The organism is Chitinophaga sp. NPDC101104, from assembly GCF_050277495.1.
GTDB lineage: Bacteria > Bacteroidota > Bacteroidia > Chitinophagales > Chitinophagaceae > Chitinophaga.
Window position 1 is genome coordinate 1,167,789 of the sequence record NZ_JBNNSF010000001.1, and the last position, 19,456, is coordinate 1,187,244.

The 19,456-nt window shown below is 57.1% G+C and carries 13 protein-coding genes; 6 read left to right on the plus strand and 7 right to left on the minus strand.

Annotation, left to right across the window (positions count from 1 at the left end):
- Positions 1–25: 25 nt before the first annotated feature.
- The 6 genes from ACQKLP_RS04890 to ACQKLP_RS04915 form a co-directional block, all read right to left on the minus strand.
- A complete protein-coding gene (locus ACQKLP_RS04890; RefSeq protein ID WP_427320598.1) occupies positions 26–844 on the minus strand; it encodes a prolyl oligopeptidase family serine peptidase in 819 nt (272 codons plus the stop codon).
- Between the two features lie 29 nt (positions 845–873).
- A complete protein-coding gene (locus tag ACQKLP_RS04895; RefSeq protein ID WP_427320600.1) occupies positions 874–2,424 on the minus strand; it encodes a mechanosensitive ion channel family protein in 1,551 nt (516 codons plus the stop codon).
- A gap of 41 nt (positions 2,425–2,465) precedes the next feature.
- On the minus strand, positions 2,466–3,665 hold the full coding sequence (locus ACQKLP_RS04900; RefSeq protein ID WP_427320602.1) for an erythromycin esterase family protein: 1,200 nt from the start codon (positions 3,663–3,665) through the stop codon (positions 2,466–2,468).
- A gap of 30 nt (positions 3,666–3,695) precedes the next feature.
- A complete protein-coding gene (locus ACQKLP_RS04905; RefSeq protein WP_427320604.1) occupies positions 3,696–4,406 on the minus strand; it encodes a LytR/AlgR family response regulator transcription factor in 711 nt (236 codons plus the stop codon).
- Positions 4,403–5,467, minus strand: a complete 1,065-nt coding sequence (locus ACQKLP_RS04910; protein WP_427320606.1) for a sensor histidine kinase — start codon at positions 5,465–5,467, stop codon at positions 4,403–4,405. The genes ACQKLP_RS04905 and ACQKLP_RS04910 overlap by 4 nt, the downstream gene beginning before the upstream one ends.
- 148 nt (positions 5,468–5,615) lie before the next feature.
- On the minus strand, positions 5,616–8,039 hold the full coding sequence (locus ACQKLP_RS04915) for a glycosyl hydrolase family 95 catalytic domain-containing protein (RefSeq protein ID WP_427320609.1): 2,424 nt from the start codon (positions 8,037–8,039) through the stop codon (positions 5,616–5,618).
- A 70-nt stretch (positions 8,040–8,109) separates the two neighbouring features.
- On the opposite strand from ACQKLP_RS04915, the gene ACQKLP_RS04920 reads away from it, so the two are divergent.
- The gene (locus tag ACQKLP_RS04920; protein WP_427320611.1) at positions 8,110–8,682 is read left to right on the plus strand and encodes a hypothetical protein; all 573 of its coding nucleotides are present in this window, start codon (positions 8,110–8,112) and stop codon (positions 8,680–8,682) included.
- 348 nt (positions 8,683–9,030) lie between these two features.
- Here the strand turns inward: ACQKLP_RS04920 and ACQKLP_RS04925 are convergent, their stop codons facing one another.
- Positions 9,031–9,318 (minus strand): HTH domain-containing protein, encoded by a 288-nt coding sequence (locus tag ACQKLP_RS04925; protein ID WP_341842951.1) that lies wholly within the window; start codon positions 9,316–9,318, stop codon positions 9,031–9,033.
- An 885-nt stretch (positions 9,319–10,203) separates the two neighbouring features.
- On the opposite strand from ACQKLP_RS04925, the gene ACQKLP_RS04930 reads away from it, so the two are divergent.
- The 5 genes from ACQKLP_RS04930 to ACQKLP_RS04950 all read left to right on the plus strand — a co-directional run bounded on the left by ACQKLP_RS04930 (position 10,204) and on the right by ACQKLP_RS04950 (position 19,222).
- Entirely contained in the window at positions 10,204–11,577 is a 1,374-nt protein-coding gene (locus tag ACQKLP_RS04930) for an alpha-L-fucosidase (RefSeq protein WP_427320613.1), read from the plus strand.
- An 85-nt stretch (positions 11,578–11,662) separates the two neighbouring features.
- Positions 11,663–13,129, plus strand: coding sequence for a sulfatase family protein (locus tag ACQKLP_RS04935; protein ID WP_427320615.1), 1,467 nt, complete (start codon positions 11,663–11,665; stop codon positions 13,127–13,129).
- A 209-nt stretch (positions 13,130–13,338) separates the two neighbouring features.
- On the plus strand, positions 13,339–16,380 hold the full coding sequence (locus ACQKLP_RS04940; protein WP_427320617.1) for a SusC/RagA family TonB-linked outer membrane protein: 3,042 nt from the start codon (positions 13,339–13,341) through the stop codon (positions 16,378–16,380).
- 10 nt (positions 16,381–16,390) lie between these two features.
- Positions 16,391–17,893 (plus strand): RagB/SusD family nutrient uptake outer membrane protein, encoded by a 1,503-nt coding sequence (locus ACQKLP_RS04945; RefSeq protein WP_427320619.1) that lies wholly within the window; start codon positions 16,391–16,393, stop codon positions 17,891–17,893.
- A 15-nt stretch (positions 17,894–17,908) separates the two neighbouring features.
- The gene (locus tag ACQKLP_RS04950; RefSeq protein WP_427320621.1) at positions 17,909–19,222 is read left to right on the plus strand and encodes a glucoamylase family protein; all 1,314 of its coding nucleotides are present in this window, start codon (positions 17,909–17,911) and stop codon (positions 19,220–19,222) included.
- The last annotated feature ends 234 nt before the right edge of the window (positions 19,223–19,456 follow it).

The following is a 19,456-nucleotide window of genomic DNA, read 5'->3' on the forward strand; positions in this document are numbered from 1 at the left end:
AACTGCAAATATAACCAATGCGGCCCTATTGGCAGGCCGACATGACGAAAGTCACTATTTCCGTTGGGTCTTTCAGGCTGTGTGGGTGGTGGCCCACGCCCGGCTTGCGGATCACGCGGATGTTGCCGCCCCTGGCTTTTACCTTCTGCTCGAAAATATCGGTGTTTTCGGCCATGGGCACCACTTCGTCTGCCTCGCCGCAAACGTGTAGCATGGGGTATTTCCCGCGGACGATCTCCGCAACCAGGTCTACCGGGTTGCCGCGGAAGCGTTTGGCGGCCTTTTCGGACGTATAGCCGAAATCGTTGAGGAACGTCTGCCAGGTTTTGGCGTCTCCCGGCCCGGCGCCTTCCCCGAGCGGCCAGGAGCGGATATCGAGCACGGGCGCGTCTGCATATACACAGGCTACCCGTTCGGGGTAACGCGCGGCCCAGCGGTACACGTAAAACCCGCCCCGGCTGAACCCGAACATCGCGGCTTTCTGCGAGAAACCGGCAGACCGGAGGGCTTTATAGAAACGGTCCCAGATGCCCAGGCACTTCTCGTTGGCGAACATTTCCGCCACATCGCAATACACGACATGGAACCCGCGGGCCAGCAAAACGCTGTCGGCCTGCGGCTCGTGCCCCCAAAACCGGGCACGCCAGACCCAGGGCTTCCCCGCCGCAGGTTCCCCGTGCGGCACCACGATCTTCGCGGCGCGCCCTTCGAAGCGGCCTTCGTAGCAGGTGAACCCGCAGAAATCGGTGATCTTGTCAAGGAATGGTAGCGGCCGGGCCAGCTCGTTCTGCGCCGAAGCCTGCAGCGCTATGGTCAGTAGCAGGAAAGTAAACAGCTTTTTCATACCCGGTTAAAATACGAAATCCGGCGGCTTTATTCTTTTTTCGGGATGGCCGGCGAACTGCCGTCGCGGTAAGCATGGTAGGCGGGCGACATGATCTCCTGCCCCGCATCATGGAAGGTGTCGAGGATGTTTTTATAGAGCTCCGAATAAATGACCGCCATACGCTCCGGCTCGTGGGTGTAGGCGTTCAGCTGGTAATTGACGTAATAATCGCTCAGGGCCGTCTGCAGCACGAAAGGCCTGGGCTCGGAGAGCAGGCCTTCCGTTTTGGCGGCGGATGCCAGCAGGAGCTTGTGGATGTGCGGCCAGGGGGAATCGTAGCCGATCGTCACTTCCACATGGAGGATCAGCCCCTGTTGCTGCGCGCAGGATGAGTAGTTGATCGTTTGCCCGCCGAGGATCACGGCATTGGGGATCGTCACATCTTCGTTTTTGATGGTGCGGATACGGGTGACGAGCAGGTTTTTTTCGATGACGTCGCCCGTCACATCGCCCACCCTGATCCTTTCCCCGATCCTGAACGGCCGCATGTAGGTGATCACGATGCCGGCCACCATATTGCCGATGGCGGAAGAAGAACCGATCGAGATGAGCAATCCCAGGAATACCGAAACGCCCTGGAACACCCGCGATCCCGAGCCCGGCAGGTACGGATAGATCGCTACGAACATGAAAAGGTACAACAGTACTTTAACGATGTTATAGGTCGGCTGCGCCCAATCCGGGTAAAAACCCCTGATCTGCAAAACCCCTCTTTCGATCTCGCCCGCCATGAATTTGACCAGTTTGATGATGTAGCGGGTAAACAGCCAGATCACGAGTATCGTGAGCAGGTTCGGTATGTACGCGGCTATGTTCCGGAAAATATCCTTCAACGGATCGAGCACGTAGGTCAGCAGCCGGTCGGCCAGCTTCTCCGTCCAGGGAAAGATGCTGAACAACACCGGAAGCGCCAGGTAAAAGATGATAAGGAACACGGCCAGCCGGATGATGGCCAGCGTTTTGAGCCACAGCCCCCGCACGCGCTCGCCGGAAAGCAGGGTATACGAGCCCGCCACGAACGGTTTGTAACTGCGGCGCGCATACCGGAATTTCACGCGCCGGTACAGTTTGTTCAGCAGCCAGATCAGCAACACGAGCCCGGCGATCACAGCGAGCGCCTCCGCGGCGAACAGCAGCACCTGCTGCATGCTCGAGAAGGATTGCAGGTTGCCGGTCTTTTCCCGGATCAATGTCAGGTAATTCCGCGCCAACGTTGGCCTGTCGAGATCTGAAACCGCCGCGTCGGCCGAAGTAACGGTCATCACCACCTGCCCTTTGTACAAGATGCGCGATGCCAGTGAGTCTTCCGTCAACACCAGCGAATCCGGCCGGAAGTCGTGCTGGGCATATATCGAGGAAATCCTTCCTTCTATCAGCGCCGCCCTTTCACTGACGCTGATGTTGTGCGGGGCGGTTTGCAGGAGGAAGAGCGTGTCGCTCCGGAAAAGGACAGGTACGGAAAGAAGGCTGTCCTGCGCCCCGGCAGCCATTGTGGTCAGGAGGCACAGGACGAGCCCGTAATATTTCCATCGGTGCATACAAACAGCGTTTGTACGTAATTTAACGAATTGCCGGTAAATCAGAGCGTTGCGGCAGACGATGTTTTTTCCAGGTACACCACCCAATCGAACCGCTCGCGCAAAGCCACGGGCCACAAGGTGAACTGGTATTCCGACGCAATGGACCCGACAGTCCGCATACGGCCGCGGATACCGGAATAATGCAGGGGAAGCATGAACATAGGGATTTTGTAAGCCTGGAGCTGCGCTTCCGCCGATCCCGCGATGGGGGGCACGATGGCGTGGGCGGTATCGGGCTCCACATGATGGTCCGGCTGCGCGCGATAAGTGCCGGACCCCGTCAGCATAGCGATGTTCTGGTAACGCTGGCCGTACGCCTTGCGCAGATGTTCGCCCATAGGCCGGAAAGTGAACGCGGAATCGGAATACACGTTGCCGAGATGGGAATTATGCGCCCAGAGCATCATCTTTTCCCCTTTGTATTTCTCCGCGAGCCAGAAAATGTTGTTGGCCATCATGGAATCGCGGGTGTTGAAGGACTGTTCCCAGTCGTCTTCCTGCATACGGAATTCCTGCGCGCCGGCGAGGATATTGCTCAGGCAAAAGCGCGCGAGCTTCCAGTCGGTTTCCGGGACACCGCTCATGCGCACGGGCAGCACGCGGGTGAGACTGTCGGAAATGCGGATGATGGGCTCCATGGCTTTGCTGAACGAGATGCCCGTATCGGCCGTGTAATTCAGCAAGGGGGCGAAACATTGCAGTTGGTACCGCGTGGATAGCTCGGTCAGTTGTTGATGGAAATAATGCATCTGCTGGCAGTCGAATCCCGCGAAGCGGAGTTTTTTGTCGTGATGCAGGTTGTAATCCCGCATCCAGTACACGAGGTCCGAGAGTTCCCTCACCTGGTACACTTTGTGGAAATGCTCGCGGATAATGGCGACGGGATTGCCGTCGCCGGTGTCGATGAATTGCTGGATGAGGGCGGCGCCTATCGGACTGTCTTCCATGGCGAACACCGTGAACCCCATTTCTTCGGCGAGGAACCTGAACAGCCGGTGCTTCATCCGGAAAAACTCCCGCGAGCCATGCGTCCCTTCCCCCGCGCCGATCACAGTGGCGTGCGACAATTGATTTTTCAGCGGAAGGAGGTCGGCGTAATCCGCCGCCGGATCGGTCGAGGAAAGGGTGATGGGCTTTTGTGCGGAAACGTTCGCGCACAGGCATAGCAATGCCAGTAACGGCAGGTAGATGCGTTTCATGTGATGATGTTTAAGATGGGATGTTCAGGTTTATATACCGCGCAGTTCCCGGAAAAGGGCGGTCTGCCTGCGGCTCAGCGGAACGAGTGAACCATCGCTCATTTCCAGCTGCAGCAATTGCGAAGGCAGGAGGGAAACCGACTGCACATGCTGCAGGTTCACGATATGGCGGCGGCTGGCGCGGAAGAAATGCTGCGGGTCGAGCCTGGGCTCGAACGATTGCAGGCTGCGGGCCAGCAGGGCCGTGTGTTTCCCGAAACGGAGGCGTACATAGTCGTCGGCCGCTTCCAGCAGCCGGATGTCAGCAAGAGGGATGAACCAGCAGCGGTCGCCGTCTTTCACGAATATTTTTTCGTGGATGGGAAGATAAGCGGTGGCGGGCGTTGCGGGAGGAACGGCAGGTATGCGCGCGAGGGCTTCCTGTAGTCGCTTTTCGGTGACGGGCTTCAGCAGGTAATCGAGCGCATTGATCTCGAAGGCGCGGATGGCATGGGCATCGTAGGCTGTCGTGAAGATGACGTGCGGGATGACATCGAGGTTTTCCAGCAGTTGGAAACCGGTGCCTTCCGGCATTTCGATGTCGAGGAAAAGCAACTGCGGGCGGAGCTCCCCGATGAGCCTTTCCGCCTCCCGGATGTTGGCGGCCTCTCCCGTGATCTCCACTTGCGGAAAGGATTTGAGCACGCCGCGGAGATCGTTGCGGGCAAGCCTTTCGTCGTCTATGATCATCGCCTGGATCATGCTGCGGGTATTTTGACCGTGGCGCGCACGGTGTCGTTTTCAAGATTGCAGATATAGAATTTCGCTTCGCCGCCATAGAGGAGCTCCAACCGGCGGATGGTACCGTTGATGCCGAATCCCTCATCCGAAGCGGCATTTTCCATCCTGCCCGTATTATCGACCTGGATGACGAAATGCTTACCCGAACAGGCCGCCGATATGCGGATATCCCCGCCGGCACTGCGTTTGGAGATGCCGTGCTTGATGGCGTTTTCCACGAGGGTTTGCAGGAGCATAGGCGGGATGGTCTGACCGTCCGATCCCTCTCCGATGTTGAATGCCACCTGCAGGCGCTCTTCGAAACGGATCTTTTCGATGGCGAGATAATGTTTCACCACTTCCAGCTCCCGGTCGAACCGGATCAGTTGCTGGTGTTCAGACAACATGGCGCTGCGCAGCACTTCCGCCAGTTCGCCCACCGCCCGCTGCGCCCGTTCCGGGTTTTCGGCGATCAGGCTGCGGATGCTGCTGAGGGAATTGAAGAGGAAATGCGGATTGAGGCGCGTTTTCAGGTTGTCGAGCTCAGCCTGCTTCAACCGGTTCTCGCTTTCCAGTTCCTGCCGTTTCACGCGGCCCTGCGCCAGGGCGAAGTAAATCGCCACCCATCCCCACAACAGCAAATGCCATAAAAACACGGCGATGATGAAGATGATGACCATCATCGTGGTGGGCGAGAGATCATTGTGTTTCGAGACCGGGCTGATAAACGCGTTCCAGCCCCCGGATTCCCATATGGCCATGATGGCAAGGTTCACGACCATCAATATGGAAACGCCGATCACCGCGAGCCACAGCTTGGTGAACACGGCCCCGAACCGCATGCGCTCCAGCTTCTGCCAGCGGATGAACACGTCCAGCAAATGGGTGCAGACTACGCCGTTGGCGATGTGGAAATAGAAATCGTAATCGGAGAACACGTCGCCACGCAGGCCGAACCCGTCCGTGCGGATGTTGTTCCACAGGTAGGTGAACAGTCCCCAGCCGAGTATTTGTGCGATCCAGTATCGGTAACGAATTTTCATGAGGTCAAATCTAGGCGTTGCGGAGCAGGTGTGGAAATCCAATCCGGCAGACGGCAGAAAATGGCGGCGAATGGCGGGAGATCGCCCGTTATGGAAAGAGCGCCCCGGTGCCGGGGCGCTCTTGCACTATCATCAGTTTACTGGTAATTTATCTAATGGTATATACACCACCTTTTACCGTCGGGAACAAAGCTTGTTTCGCTGCGGCGCCGGATTGGAAGAGGGCTTTCCCTTTCGCGTCGTACACCGATTTGCCCGCCGGTACCACGATGGCGCAGGGCTCACCTTTCAACGACCGCACTTTCGCGGTGGTGATGGCGCCGTTTTGCCAGTTCATGTCGACCGAAAATCCGCCCCGGGCGCGCATGCCTTTTACACTGCCCTGTTGCCATCCGGCTTCGGTGGGCAATGCCGGCAGCAGGCGGATGACGGTGCCTTCGCCGTGGCTTTGCAGCAGCATTTCGGCGATGCCCGCCGTACCACCGAAGTTCCCGTCGATCTGGAAGGGCGGGTGAGCGCAGAACAGGTTGGGGTACACGCCGCCGCCGCGGGGCTTGGCGGGGTCTACCGGGCGAAGGAGTTTTTTGATCAGTTGCAGGGCGTGGTCGCCGTCTTGCAGCCGTGCCCAGAAGTTGATCTTCCATGCCAAAGACCATCCGGTGCCATCGTCGCCGCGCTGGCGGAGGGTTTCGCGCATGGCGGCGGCCAGTTCGGGCGTTTGCCAGGGTGTGATTTCGTCGTAGGGGTGCAGCGCGTATGCGTGCGAAACGTGGCGGTGATGGGGCTCGCCGTCTTTCCAGTCGTGCAGCCATTCGTTGATGTCGCCGTCTTTCCCGATCTGGTTGGGTGCGAGCTGCGCGCGCACGCTGTCCATCTCTTTTCTCCATGCGGCATCAATGCCCAGGATACGGCCCGATTCGATGGTGGCACCGAAAATCTCGCGGCAGATCTGCATGTCGATAGCAGGGCCCATCACCGTGTTGCCGCTGGTGCCGTCGGGCATGATGTAGCTGTGCTCCGGCGAGTTGGAAGGTGCTGTAACCAGCCATCCATGTTGCGGTTCGCGGATGAGGATGGCGCGCAGGAAATCGGACGAGCCTTTCAGCACGGGATAATATTCACGGAGGAAAGCCGTGTCGCGCGTGAAGCGGAAATGTTCCCAGATGTGTTCTGCGAGCCATGCGCCACCGGTGAGCGTGGAGCCCCATCCTGCGCCTTCCCCGGGCGAGGTAAAGCCCCAGGGGTTGGCGATCACGTGGGCCACCCATCCCGGTGCGTTATAATATGCTTTGGCGGTGCGCTCCCCTTCTTTGGAAAGCAGGCGGATGTAGCGGTGGAGCGGCTCTGCGAGATCGTCGAGGCCGGTGACCGGCGCGAGCCAGTAGTTCATCTGGAGGTTGATATCGATGTGGTAGTCGCCGTTCCAGGGAGTTTGGTACTCCGGCGCCCAGAGGCCCTGCAGGTTGGCGGGGAGATGCCCCGGGCGCGAGGAGCCGATCAGCAGGTAGCGGCCGTAGTTGTAATAGAGAACGGGCAACTGCGGGTCTGGCTGGCCTTCGTAATAACGCTTGAGCCTTTCCGGGGTGGTGAGCTGGCCGGTTGCGGAATTGGCGGCCAGGGTAAAGGAGTTGCGGTTGTAATAGGTTTGATGCGCCTGCTGCTGGGCTTTTTGCAGCGCGGCGTACGGCTTTTTGGCCGCGGCCAGCCTGCTTTTTACCAGCGGGAGGGGATCGGGCCCCTTTTGCCGGAAGTCTTTATCGTTGTAGTCGGTAGCCGCGGTAAAGTAAAGGATCACCGCGTCCGCATTTTCCACCACGATGCCGTTTGCCGTGGCGATGGATTTGCCGCCGGATAACTGCGGGGCCAGCATGCCGGCGAATTTCATCCCGGGTTGGCCGGCGTTGTTCATGACGCCTTCCATGATGAGGTTCCCGTTTTCCGCGCGGGTGTTGGCCCTTTCGCGGCGGGAAAGCGCGGCGGTGAAGGAGATGGCCCCCTTGCGGTTGGCGGAGATGCGGATGGCCAGGAGGTTGGCGGGCTGGCTTACCCAGGCCTCCTGCGTGTATTCGATGCCGTTACGGCTCCAGGTGGTGCGGGCGGTAGCGGTGGTGAAATCGAGCGTGCGGCGGTAATTTTGATAAGGAGCCAGCGTGTCTTTCCAATCGAGCGTAAGATCGCCGAAAACCTGGAAGCATCCGAAGGGGACGTTGGCGCCGTTGCCGTGGCCGGAGCCCTGGCCGGTGCAGATGAAATACTGCTGGAGGATGTCTTGCGCTTCCTTGTTGCGGCCTGCCAGCAGGGCTTCGCGGATGCGGGGGAGCACGCGGTAGGCCGTGTCGTTGTCGGCGTTTTGCGGGCCGCCCGACCAGAGGCTGATTTCGTTGAGCACGAACCGGTCGTGCACGGGATTGCCGTAAACGAGGGCGCCGAGGGTACCGTTGCCGATGGGCAGGGCTTCTTCGTAATGGGAGGCGGGCTTATCAAAATAGAGCGTGTGATCGGGCCGCTGCTGTGCGGATGCTGCAACGGTAGCAACGGCCATCATGGCTGAGAGTAGAACGTGGTGATGCATAATGATTAAAAATAACCGGAATCGGCATAAAAAACGAGCAGGTGCGAAACGAGCGTTGGGAAAAGGTAAAATGACATCAATTCAGGAGAATGCCGGCTTCTTCGTAAATTACCGGATGCGCGTGTTTTTACCATTGTTGTGGGCGCTGGCCGGATGCGGAGCGTTCTCCGGCCCGAAGCAGCCCCAGGCTACGTCTTACGTTCCGATCGACGACTACCGTTATTTCCCGCCCTGCGGCAGCCCGGCTTATTCGGATACGCTGGGCGGCGGGGAGTTCAATGTGTATGTGCTGCAAGACAGTGCGGAGGTGAACAATTGCCTGGCGCCGGCGCACCGGCCGCGGACGGAGGGCTTTCCCATGCGGTATGGGAAGGATTTCGTGCTGGCGGTGGAGATGAAGGGCATGCCGGAATGGGGGATGGAGCTGGAGCTGTGGGAAACGGAAGAGCTGCTGGAATTGAAGTTGCGGCCTGTGAAGAAAGGGGATGGGGGCGAGAGGGACCAATACCTCTGGCACTTTGCGGCCGACAAGAAAGCCGTGCTGCGGCTGAGCGGTAGCAATGGACGTTTCTCCTATGCGAAAGGACCCGCCTGGAAACCAGGTTCGGAATGGCACGAAAGCGGACAGGTATGGGGAAAATGACGGCGGATGGGTTAAGGGGCAGGTGACTGAAAAGAAACCTGCATCGTCTTAGCATCTAAAATAGATCGTTTCGATCTTAACCGCGTTATAAATAAATCGATGTATCACAGGGCCGGCGCGGCCGTTATAAAAATTGCAGGCCGGTAACTGGACAGAAACCCGCTCGTGCAATTAGTGATGGGGCTCGCACCTGCTGGATGTAAAAAATTCGGATGTCAGACGGAGGTAGTCAAAACGGCAAAAGCTATTCTGGTGCCGATTTGTGATTACGACAACAAAATAGCTTTAAGCCGGGCTTGCGCCTGTTAATATTTTGTTAACCGGCGCCTTGGTAATAAAAAATTAATGCTAACTCGTTTGCGTATAGCAGAGCAGCAGGAAGGGAACGGCGGAGGTAAGACCCGCGAGCAGTTTGGTGAATTTGATATTGAATCCACCTTTTTCCCCGTAATAATAGCTTTCCTTGTATCTATCGTACTCGATAGGGGCTCCCAGGTCTTTCATGAGCTTGAGGAACTCGTACAAGGTCCTTTCCGAGATCCGCAGGCGTTTGGCCAGCTGGGCGGGCTTTCCGGTGCCTTTGATACGGATCAGGTAATCGATGGTCTGTAGTCTTTCGAAATAACGCTTTGGCATGGATCAACAGGGGGTTTAATAGCTAAATTGTAAATGTTGTTAACGAATGTGTTCTGGACGGAATGGAGCTTCACTGTGTCTGTGTCTTTTTGTCTTTTAAAAATTTACATCATTCGCGGGAAATTTGTTTTAAAGGTTAACGAATACAGTACTGCTTTGCTTTGATAGGATTCTATCCGAAATTACGCCGCAGGCCTGCATTATTACCGCACCAGCTAAACTATTTGAAAAGGCAACCTCTTTGGTGAGGTTGCCTTCAGTCTGGTTAACTTGGAGCGTGAATCATGCATCAATATTACGTTACAGCCGTTTTCAGGCATGTTAACGCCATGTTATAAAAATGTCATATTTTGATTTTTATTAACAAATAGAAGGGGTAGCTTTTGGGTAGCCTGCCCGCCACTCCACGACCCGCATCCCTGCCTTCGGCCGGCGGTTGCCCGCCTCCCTCGTTTCCCTGCCTTTCGGCCCGCCCTTCCGATCGCCCCGTTTCCTGGAAACCCGCCGCAGCTGCACCTTCCATAAAAGAAAAACCGCCAGCGATGACGAAGCTGACGGCTATTTTGCTTAAGGTAAACCAGAGGCCCGGAGGCACAAATCGTACACTTTTATCGACCGGGAAGTGAATATTTTCAGCAATGTTACTGTCGATTCGATTGTATAATTGTTAATCAGATGTTAATAATTGATTGTTTAACAAATCGCTGGGCTTTAACCCAACGCCACCCCGATTGAATGGGGGAGTCAAACCGGCAAAGCATTCCCCATCCTCCAACCACCCCGATTTCCGCCAACTTCAAATCCTCCCAATCAATGACAAAAAACTACCATCCCCCGCAATTCCCACAAACTATCTTGCCAATTCATTCAAAATCAGCCGTTACCATGAAACGATCCATCTTCCTCACCCTCCTCTGCGCCATCCTGCACTTCTGCGCGGCTGCCCAGGAAAAACGCCTCTTCGCCGAAACGCCGGCGCAAAAGGAGAAACGCCTCGCCTGGTGGACCAACGACCGCTTCGGCATGTTCATCCACTGGGGCCTCTATGCGCTCCCCGCCCGCCACGAATGGGTCCAGAACCGGGAACAGATCACCGACTCCGCCTACCGGAAATATTTCGACCTCTTCAATCCGGACCTCTACAACCCCCGCGAATGGGCCCGCAAAGCCAAAGCCGCCGGCATGAAATACGCCGTCATCACCACCAAACACCACGAAGGGTTCTGCCTCTTCGATTCCAAATACACCGATTACACCGCCGTTAAATCGCCCGCCAAACGAGACCTCCTCCGCGAATGGGTAGACGCTTTCCGCGCCGAAGGCCTCAAGATCGGGTTTTATTATTCCCTCATCGACTGGCACCATCCCGATTTCACCATCGACGGCACGCACCCCAACCGGCCGCAAAACGACGCCGATTATGATGCCCTCAACAAAGGCCGGGATATGTCCAAATACCGCACCTACCTGCAAAACCAGGTGCGCGAACTGCTCTCGAACTACGGTAAGGTCGACATCCTCTGGCTCGATTTCTCTTACCCCGGCAAACGCGGGAAAGGCCGCGAAGACTGGGGCTCGGAAGATCTCATCAAACTGGTGCGCAAACTCCAGCCGGGGATCATCGTCAACGACCGTCTCGATCTGAAGGAATATGCCGACGGCGGCGATTTCGTGACGCCCGAACAGTTCAAGGTGGCCGCCTGGCCCACGCACAACGGCCAGCGCGTGCCTTGGGAAACCTGCCAGACCTTCTCCGGATCGTGGGGATATTACCGCGACGAAAACACCTGGAAAGACAATAAACAACTCCTCGGCCTGCTCATCGAAACCGTAAGCAAAGGCGGCAATCTCCTCCTCAATGTTGGTCCCACCGCCCGCGGCAAGTTCGATGCGCGGGCAGACAAGGCGCTGGATGGAATGGGGCAGTGGATGGAACTGAACAGCCGGTCGATTTACGGTTGCACCCAGGCGCCCGATCATTTCAAAAAGCCTGAAAACACGCTGCTGACGTATAATCCAACTACCAAACGCCTGTACGTTCACCTCCTCGATTACCCGCTGCAAAACTTCACGCTGCCCGGTTATAAAGGTAAGATCAGGTACGCGCAATTCCTGCACGACGGTTCCGAGATCCGTTTCAGCGCGCCCGCCGGCCACTGGATCAAGAATGAAGTGGGGGCAGACGATCTGAACCTTAGTCTTCCCGTCATCAAACCCGGTGTGGAAATTCCGGTAATTGAACTGATACTGGCCGACTGATAAATCGTATTTTGCCAATAAGCCGGAACGCCGCGTTGGTCCTCCCGCGCGGCGTTCCTTTTCCGAAAAACCAAAATCATCACACATGTTGAAGAAAATTGCCAGTGGCCTTTTGCTGGCCGCGGCAGGGCTCGGTATCGCGAGCTTCGTTCCGGCGGAGCCGCAACCGCCCGCCAAACCGAATGTCATCATCATTTTCATGGATGATATGGGATATGGGGACCCTTCGTGCTATGGCGGCGGCCCTTACACTACGCCCAACCTCGACCGGATGGCCGCCAGGGGCATGCGCTTCACCCATTTCTACGCGGCCCAGGCCGTATGCTCTGCGTCGCGGGCGGGCCTGCTCACGGGCTGCTATCCCAACCGCATCGGCATCCACAACGCACTGAACCCCGATGCAAAAATCGCCCTGAACGGAGAAGAGGAAACCATCGCCGAAATATTGAAAGACAAGGGTTACGCCACCGGCATGGTCGGCAAATGGCACCTCGGCGCCAAAGTGCCCTTCCTGCCCCTGCAGCACGGCTTCAACGAATACCTCGGCCTGCCGTATTCCAACGATATGTGGCCCGTTCATTACGACGGAAAACCATATCCCGACACCGCAAAAACCTGGCGAGCCCGCTATCCGCCGCTGCCCCTCATCGAAGGGAATGAAACCCGCCGCATCATCCGCAACCTGGAAGACCAGTCGGAATTGACCGGTATCTACACCGATCGCGCGTGCGAATTCATCCGCAAACACAAAAAAGAACCTTTCTTCCTCTACATGGCCCACAGCATGCCGCATGTGCCCATCGCCGTATCGAAAGCCTTCCGCGGGAAAAGCGGCGCCGGCCTCTTCGGCGACCTCATGACCGAGCTCGACGCATCCATCGGCAAAGTTTTACAGACACTGGAAGAAAACGGTCTCGATAAGAATACGCTCGTCATCTTCACCAGCGACAATGGTCCATGGCTGAATTACGGCAACCACGCCGGCAACACCGCCGGCCTCCGCGAAGGCAAAGGCACCAGTTGGGAAGGCGGCCAGCGCGTGCCCTGCATCATGCAATGGCCCGGTAAAATCCCGGCGGGCACCGTGTGCAATAAAGTAGCCGCGGCGATCGACATCCTCCCCACCGTGGCCGCCGTTTGCGGCGCCGGTCTGCCGAAAAGGAAGATCGACGGCCTCAGCATCCTCCCGCTGCTGAAAAACGAACCGGGCGCCAATCCGCGCGAATATTTCGTTTATTACTACAACGTCAATAACCTGGAAGCCGTGCGCAAAGGCAATTACAAGCTCGTGTTCCCGCACAGGGGCCGCACCTACCGCCTCAATACGCCCGGGTACGACGGCTTCCCCGGTGCACAGCCAGATGTGGACATTGCCGGCGGATTGTACGACCTGAGCATCGATCCCGGTGAAACGACCGACGTGAGCAAGGTTTTCCCCGACGTCGTAAAAGACCTCGAGTCGATTGCCGATAGCTACCGCCAAACCCTCGGCGACGAACTCCGCAAAATGCCCGGAACGGAACGCAGGCCGGCGGCACGCGTGCAACCGTAACGAATTTCAAACTACTTTGTGAAGCCCTCCCGGACCGTGGTACCGGGAGGGCTTTTTGTTGCCGGAATGCTTGAAACGGCCAACAGCATTGAACTTTCACTTACAGTCGATTGTAATTTATATGCAACCTTATTTCTCCCTGTACAGCCCTGTTTAGCCCTTTTCCTGCTGTATCACCCATTTTTCTGACATTCAAAACACATTGATGTATGAAACCAGGCTTACACATGTTTGTGGCAGTGCTGTTGTTGCTTTCCACGGCCGGCCTTGCCGGTCCGCCGGCAGACCCCGTGAAGGGAACGGTGCGCGACAAAGACGGCAACCCCTTGCCCGGGGTCACCATCCAGATCAAAGGCACCAGCCAGGGCACGGTTACGCAGCCAGACGGCACCTACACCCTCAATGTCACCGATCCGGCATCCGTGCTGGTATTCAGTTATATCGGGTACACGCCGCAGGAAATACCGCTCGGCGGGCGCGCGGTGATAGACGTGGTGCTGGAAGCGTCTGCCAGTGAATTGAACCAGGTAGTAGTGGTCGGATACGGTACCCGCCGCAAGCGCGACCTCACCGGTTCGGTAGGCAGCCTCAGCGGCGAAGCCATCGCCGCACAACCCGTCAACACCGCCACGCAAGGCGTTCAGGGCAAACTGGCGGGCGTGCAGATCGTCAGTTCCGGCGCCCCAGGCTCGCAGCCCCAGGTGCGCGTGCGCGGTACAGGTAGCATGCTCGCGGGCGCGGAACCGCTGTATGTAGTGGACGGCGTGCTCACGAACGATATCCGTAATATCAACACGGCAGACATCCTCACGATGGACGTGCTCAAAGACGCGTCCGCCTCCGCGATCTACGGTGTGCGCGCCGCAAACGGCGTCATCATCATCACCACCAAGCGCGGCCGCGCAGGCAAGATGGAAGTGAGTTACAACATGACGGTGGGCTGGCGCGAAGTGTCTAACCCCGTGAAAATGGCCAATGCATCGCAATACGCGGATTATCTGAAAGACGCGGGCCCCAACGTCACCATTCCGGATTACAATGCAGACAGCGACTGGTACGGCGCGCTCCTGCGCAAGGGCCTCCAGCAAACGCATAACGTGTCGCTTTCCGGCGGCACGGAAAAATTCCTTTATTATTTCAACGCGGGCTATCTCACCGATGAAGGGATCGTCCGCCAAAACAAATACGACCGCTTCACCATCCGTTCCAATAACGAATGGAACATCGCCAGCAACCTGAAATTCGTCATGCAGGCGTCGTACATGCACAACACCACGCAAAACGTAAACCTCGCCGAAGTCTATAACAACACCTACCGCGCCGCGCCCGTGATCCCCATTCAGCGCGACGGTAAATACGGCAATACTTCCGCTTTCCAGAACGTGGGCAATCCCATCCTTTCCATCGATAAAGTCAACGACCGGTACAAGGAAAACCGACTGCAGGGAACGGGGTACCTGGAATACAGTCCATGGGAATTCCTGAAGCTCCGCTCTTCCATCAGCGCCAACCAGGGCTTCCAGAACCGGCGGCGCTACAACGCGACGTTCCTCAACAACGAATCCACGTTCATCGTGGCCGGCGGCAACCAGCAGCGCCCGGAAAGCCAGCTCACGATGGTGAAGGAAGAAGGCACGGAATGGATCTGGGATAACACGGTCACGTTCCAGCAAAAGTTCGACCGGCACGATCTTACCGTGCTGGCCGGCTTTACGTCGCAGGAATATGAAGGGAATTACCTCGAAGGCTTGCGCAGGAATGTGCCGAACAGCCCGGATATGTGGTATCTCATCGCCGGCGATCCGAACACTTCCACCAACACCGCCGACGGCGATAAATACGCCCGCCGGTCGTGGCTCGGGCGCGTCAATTACAGTTATGCGGACAAATACCTGTTGACGGTTTCGTTCCGTAACGATGCGTCGTCGCGCTTCCCTTCCGCCAACCGGAACGGTTATTTTCCGGCGGTAGGCGCGGGATGGGTGATTTCGGAGGAAGACTGGATGCCGAAAGGCGGCGCGCTGAGTTTCCTCAAGCTCCGCGGCAGCTGGGGGCGCATCGGGAACGACAACATCGCGTCCAACCTCTACATCCTCACCGCCAATTCCGGCCTGCTGTATTTCTTTAACGGCGCCGCCACGCTGGGCACCAATCTCGCCGATATCAAAGACCGTAACCTGAAATGGGAGACCACGGAAGAATACGACTTCGGACTGGAATTCGCGTTCCTCGACAGCCGGCTCACGGGCGAAGTCAATTATTATAACAAGAAGACCAAAGACGCGCTCGTGACCGTGAAAATCCCCGGCCTGCTGGGCGATCCCGACAACGAATACACCACCAACGCCGGCTCCTTCGTGAACCGCGGCTGGGAATTCACGCTGGGATGGAAAGATAATATCACCGAAGATTTCAGCTACAACATCGGCGGCAACCTCACGCTCAACCATAATGAAGTGACCGGCCTCAACCAGGGCCAGCCGCTTTTCCGCGGCGGCGTAGGGCAACAGGGCAATATCACCAAAACGGACAATGGCCAGGCGATCGGCAGCTTTTTTGTGCTGGACGCGATGGGCGTTTTCCCCGATCAGGCCGCCATCGACGCATATGTCGATAAGAACGGACAAAAGATACAACCGAACGCGCAGCCCGGCGATCTGCAATACCGCGATGTGGATGGCAACGGCAGCATCAACGACCTGGACCGCATCTACGCCGGTTCCTATCAGCCGAAGCTGTATTACGGCATCAACGCAGGATTGAAATATAAAGGATTCGACGTCGGGCTCGATTTCTACGGCAACTCCGGCAACAAAATCTACAACGGCAAAAAAGCGTTCCGGTACGAAGTGACCGACAACGTGGAAGCAAAATACGCCGATCGCCGGTGGACCGCCAGCCGCCCGTCTGCAACCGATCCCCGCGTGCTGTACGGCAACACGCCCGCATCCACCTACTTCGTGGAATCGGGGAATTTCTTCCGGCTGAACAACGTGACGCTCGGGTACGAATTACCGAAAAGCCTGCTCGATAACATCAAGATCGAAAGGGTCCGCGTATACCTCACTTCGCAAAATCTTTTCACCATCAAACGCTTCTCCGGATTCAGCCCCGAAATGATTTCCAGCAATCCGAAGCAAGACGGCTTCCTCAGCCTGCAAAACAGCAGCAGTCCGCTGGAAGCCGGTATCGAGCTCAGTCCGTACCCTACCACGCGCACCTTTGCGCTGGGCCTGAACATCACCTTCTAAAAACGGCGACATGAAAAAACTCATCTATATTCCCATTGTGCTGACCGGCTGCTGGATCCTCTACACCGCGTGCGGAAAGAGCTTCCTCGATATCCCGCCGCAGGGCAGGGTTACGGAGGAAGAGATCCGTACCAATCCCACCGCCGCGGTAGACCTTGTGAATGGCGTGTATAACGTGATGTGGCTCGGCGGGTTCGGGCCAGACATCCACGGCCTGCAGTTCATCACCCTCACGAGCATCTCCAGCGACGACGCCGATAAAGGCAGCACCCCGCAGGATTACGAGCCTGCGCTCCAGATCGATAATTTCACTTTCACGCCCACCAATCCTATCATCCAGAACTACTGGACCGGGCTTTACCAGGGCATCGCCAGGTGCAACCAGGCGCTGGACAAGCTGCCGCTGAGCCCGTTGCCCGACGCCGATAAAAACCGGCTCATCGGCGAAGTGCGGTTTTTGCGCGGATATTTTTACTTCAACCTCGTGCGCACTTACGGCGGCGTTCCCAAGCTCGATCGCGTGCCTACGCCCGACGAAGCGAATTCCGACCAGTTCCAGACGCGCGCATCCGCCGAAGAAATTTACCAGCTGATCATCGGCGATCTCCAGTTCGCCGTGGATAACGTGCCGGTGAAAGGCGCCACGCAAACGGGGCGCGTCACCAAAGGCGCGGCGCAGATGTTGCTCGGGAAGGTATACCTGTACCGGAAGGATTGGCAAAAAGCGTTTACACTGTCGCAGGCCGTGATCAATTCGGGGCTGTACGATACGTTGTCGAATTACGCGGATATCTGGCGGGCGAAAGGCGCCAATTCCATCGAATCCATTTTTGAAGTGCAGACGGGTACCAACGCCGCATGCAACGCCGCCATCGAGCTGTATGCCAACTCCCAGGGCATCCGCGCGCGGAAGGGATGGACGGATTTCGGGTTCGGGTTCAACAATCCCACGGCCGATCTGGCTGCGGCCTATGAGCCCGGGGATAAGCGCAAAGACGCGACCATCATCACGATCCGGCCTAACGGCACCGTGTTGTGGGACGGGTTCCGGGTGCCCGGCCGCGACTCCGTGGAAAACGACCGTTACAACTACAAAGCGTATCACAGCCGCACGCAGGAACCCTATTGCGGCAGTCCCGACCGTACACCGAAAAACCTGCGCGTATTGCGTTTCGGCGAATTGCTCCTGCAATATGCCGAAGCGGCGAACGAACTGGGGAACGGGGCGGAAGCGCTCGCCAAATTGAACATCGTCCGCAAAAGGGCCGGGCTTCCGCCGGCAACGAACGGGGGACAGGCAGACCTGCGGCAGAAAATCTGGAAGGAGCGGAGAGTGGAGCTGGCGATGGAGCACGACCGGTTCTGGGATCTGGTGCGGACCGGCCGCGCGGGGCAGGTGTTGCGGGCTCACGGGAAAGCGTTCCAGGACAACAAGAACGAATTGTTTCCCATCCCGCAGGAACAGATCGTGCTTTCCGGCAACCGGCTGACGCAGAACCCGGGTTATAATTGATGAAATACGCAGGTTATGAAGATGAATATCCGATGTGTTTTGATAGGATGCGCGGCGATGTTGGCGCCCCTGGCGATGAGCGCGCAGCAAAAGAAAAAAATCCCCCGGCAGCAGCTGGGGGATACTGCTTTGGTGACGCTCGTGCAGCAGCGCACGTTCGGTTACTTCTGGAAATTCGCGCATCCCGTGTCCGGTCTTGCGCCTGAGCGCACCACCACGCCAGATACCGTGACCATCGGCGGCTCGGGGTTCGGGGTGATGGCGATACTGGTGGGGATCGAGCGGAAATTCATCACGCGCGATGAAGGGCTGGACAGGATGCTCAAAATCGTCAACTTCCTCCTGAAAGCCGATCATTATCACGGGATATGGCCGCACTGGATGCATGGCGCCACGGGGAAAACGGTGCCTTTCTCCCGCCGCGATGATGGCGGCGACCTGGTGGAATCGGCCTTCATGTGGCAGGGCCTGCTGTGCGTTCGACAGTATTTCGACCGCGATGTTCCCAAAGAGCGCGAGCTGCGCGACAAGATCGGATGGATGTGGAGCGAAGCCGAGTGGAGCTGGTACACGCAGGGCGGGCAGGATGTGCTGTACTGGCATTGGTCGCCCAACCAGGGATGGGCCATGAACCACGCGGTGCGGGGTTATAACGAATGTCTGATCGCGTATGTGCTGGCGGCTTCTTCGCCCACGTACCCCGTTTCGCCGCGGGTGTATCACCAGGGTTGGGCGGTCAGCAATTATTTCCTGAACGGACGGCAATATTACGGGATCACGTTGCCGCTGGGGTTTCCGTACGGCGGGCCGCTGTTCTTCGCACATTATTCTTTCCTCGGCCTCGATCCGCGCGGCCTGAAAGACCAATACGCGGATTACTGGGAACAGAATAAAGCGCATACGCTCATCAACCGGCAATATTGCATCGACAATCCAAAGCAATTCAAAGGCTACGGGCCGGATTGCTGGGGCCTTACCGCGAGCGACAACCATGAGTTTTACAACGCGCACAGCCCGACGAACGATCTCGGTGTGATCACGCCTACGGCGGCTTTATCATCGTTTCCCTATACACCGGAATATTCCATGCAGGCCATGCGATATTTCTACGACAAGCTGGGCGACCGGCTTTGGGGCGAATACGGATTTTACGATGCCTTCAACGAAACGGTAAACTGGTTTGACTATCAGTATCTCGCCATCGACCAGGGCCCGATCGTAGTGATGATCGAGAATTACCGGAGCGGGCTGCTGTGGCGGCTTTTCATGAGTTGCCCGGAAGTGAAAACGGGGTTGAGGCGATTGGGGTTCAGTAGTCCCGCGTTATGAATGTGAATCCAGTATCAGTATCCGTTAAAAAACTGCTTTGTTGTATGCAACCGATTGCATAATTTCGGGACACGTTTGCAGTGAAGCGCATTGATGTATGTTCCCTGTATGCCTGCAAACGTTTGCTTAAATGTAAAGACACGTCGCGCAAACAAGCACAAAAAGCGTTTTATTATATGCCCTGCAAGGCACCGCGTTATGAAAAGTAGTATCATGTACTTTTCCAATCCATTC

What these genes read in the sequence shown, in the direction of transcription:
- ACQKLP_RS04890 (WP_427320598.1), bottom strand. Translation starts at nt 844, where the DNA reads ATGAAAAAGCTGTTTACTTTCCTGCTACTGACCATAGCGCTGCAGGCT.
- ACQKLP_RS04895 (WP_427320600.1), bottom strand. Translation starts at nt 2,424, where the DNA reads ATGCACCGATGGAAATATTACGGGCTCGTCCTGTGCCTCCTGACCACA.
- ACQKLP_RS04900 (WP_427320602.1), bottom strand. Translation starts at nt 3,665, where the DNA reads ATGAAACGCATCTACCTGCCGTTACTGGCATTGCTATGCCTGTGCGCG.
- ACQKLP_RS04905 (WP_427320604.1), bottom strand. Translation starts at nt 4,406, where the DNA reads ATGATCCAGGCGATGATCATAGACGACGAAAGGCTTGCCCGCAACGAT.
- ACQKLP_RS04910 (WP_427320606.1), bottom strand. Translation starts at nt 5,467, where the DNA reads ATGAAAATTCGTTACCGATACTGGATCGCACAAATACTCGGCTGGGGA.
- ACQKLP_RS04915 (WP_427320609.1), bottom strand. Translation starts at nt 8,039, where the DNA reads ATGCATCACCACGTTCTACTCTCAGCCATGATGGCCGTTGCTACCGTT.
- ACQKLP_RS04920 (WP_427320611.1), top strand. Translation starts at nt 8,110, where the DNA reads ATGACATCAATTCAGGAGAATGCCGGCTTCTTCGTAAATTACCGGATG.
- ACQKLP_RS04925 (WP_341842951.1), bottom strand. Translation starts at nt 9,318, where the DNA reads ATGCCAAAGCGTTATTTCGAAAGACTACAGACCATCGATTACCTGATC.
- ACQKLP_RS04930 (WP_427320613.1), top strand. Translation starts at nt 10,204, where the DNA reads ATGAAACGATCCATCTTCCTCACCCTCCTCTGCGCCATCCTGCACTTC.
- ACQKLP_RS04935 (WP_427320615.1), top strand. Translation starts at nt 11,663, where the DNA reads ATGTTGAAGAAAATTGCCAGTGGCCTTTTGCTGGCCGCGGCAGGGCTC.
- ACQKLP_RS04940 (WP_427320617.1), top strand. Translation starts at nt 13,339, where the DNA reads ATGAAACCAGGCTTACACATGTTTGTGGCAGTGCTGTTGTTGCTTTCC.
- ACQKLP_RS04945 (WP_427320619.1), top strand. Translation starts at nt 16,391, where the DNA reads ATGAAAAAACTCATCTATATTCCCATTGTGCTGACCGGCTGCTGGATC.
- ACQKLP_RS04950 (WP_427320621.1), top strand. Translation starts at nt 17,909, where the DNA reads ATGAAGATGAATATCCGATGTGTTTTGATAGGATGCGCGGCGATGTTG.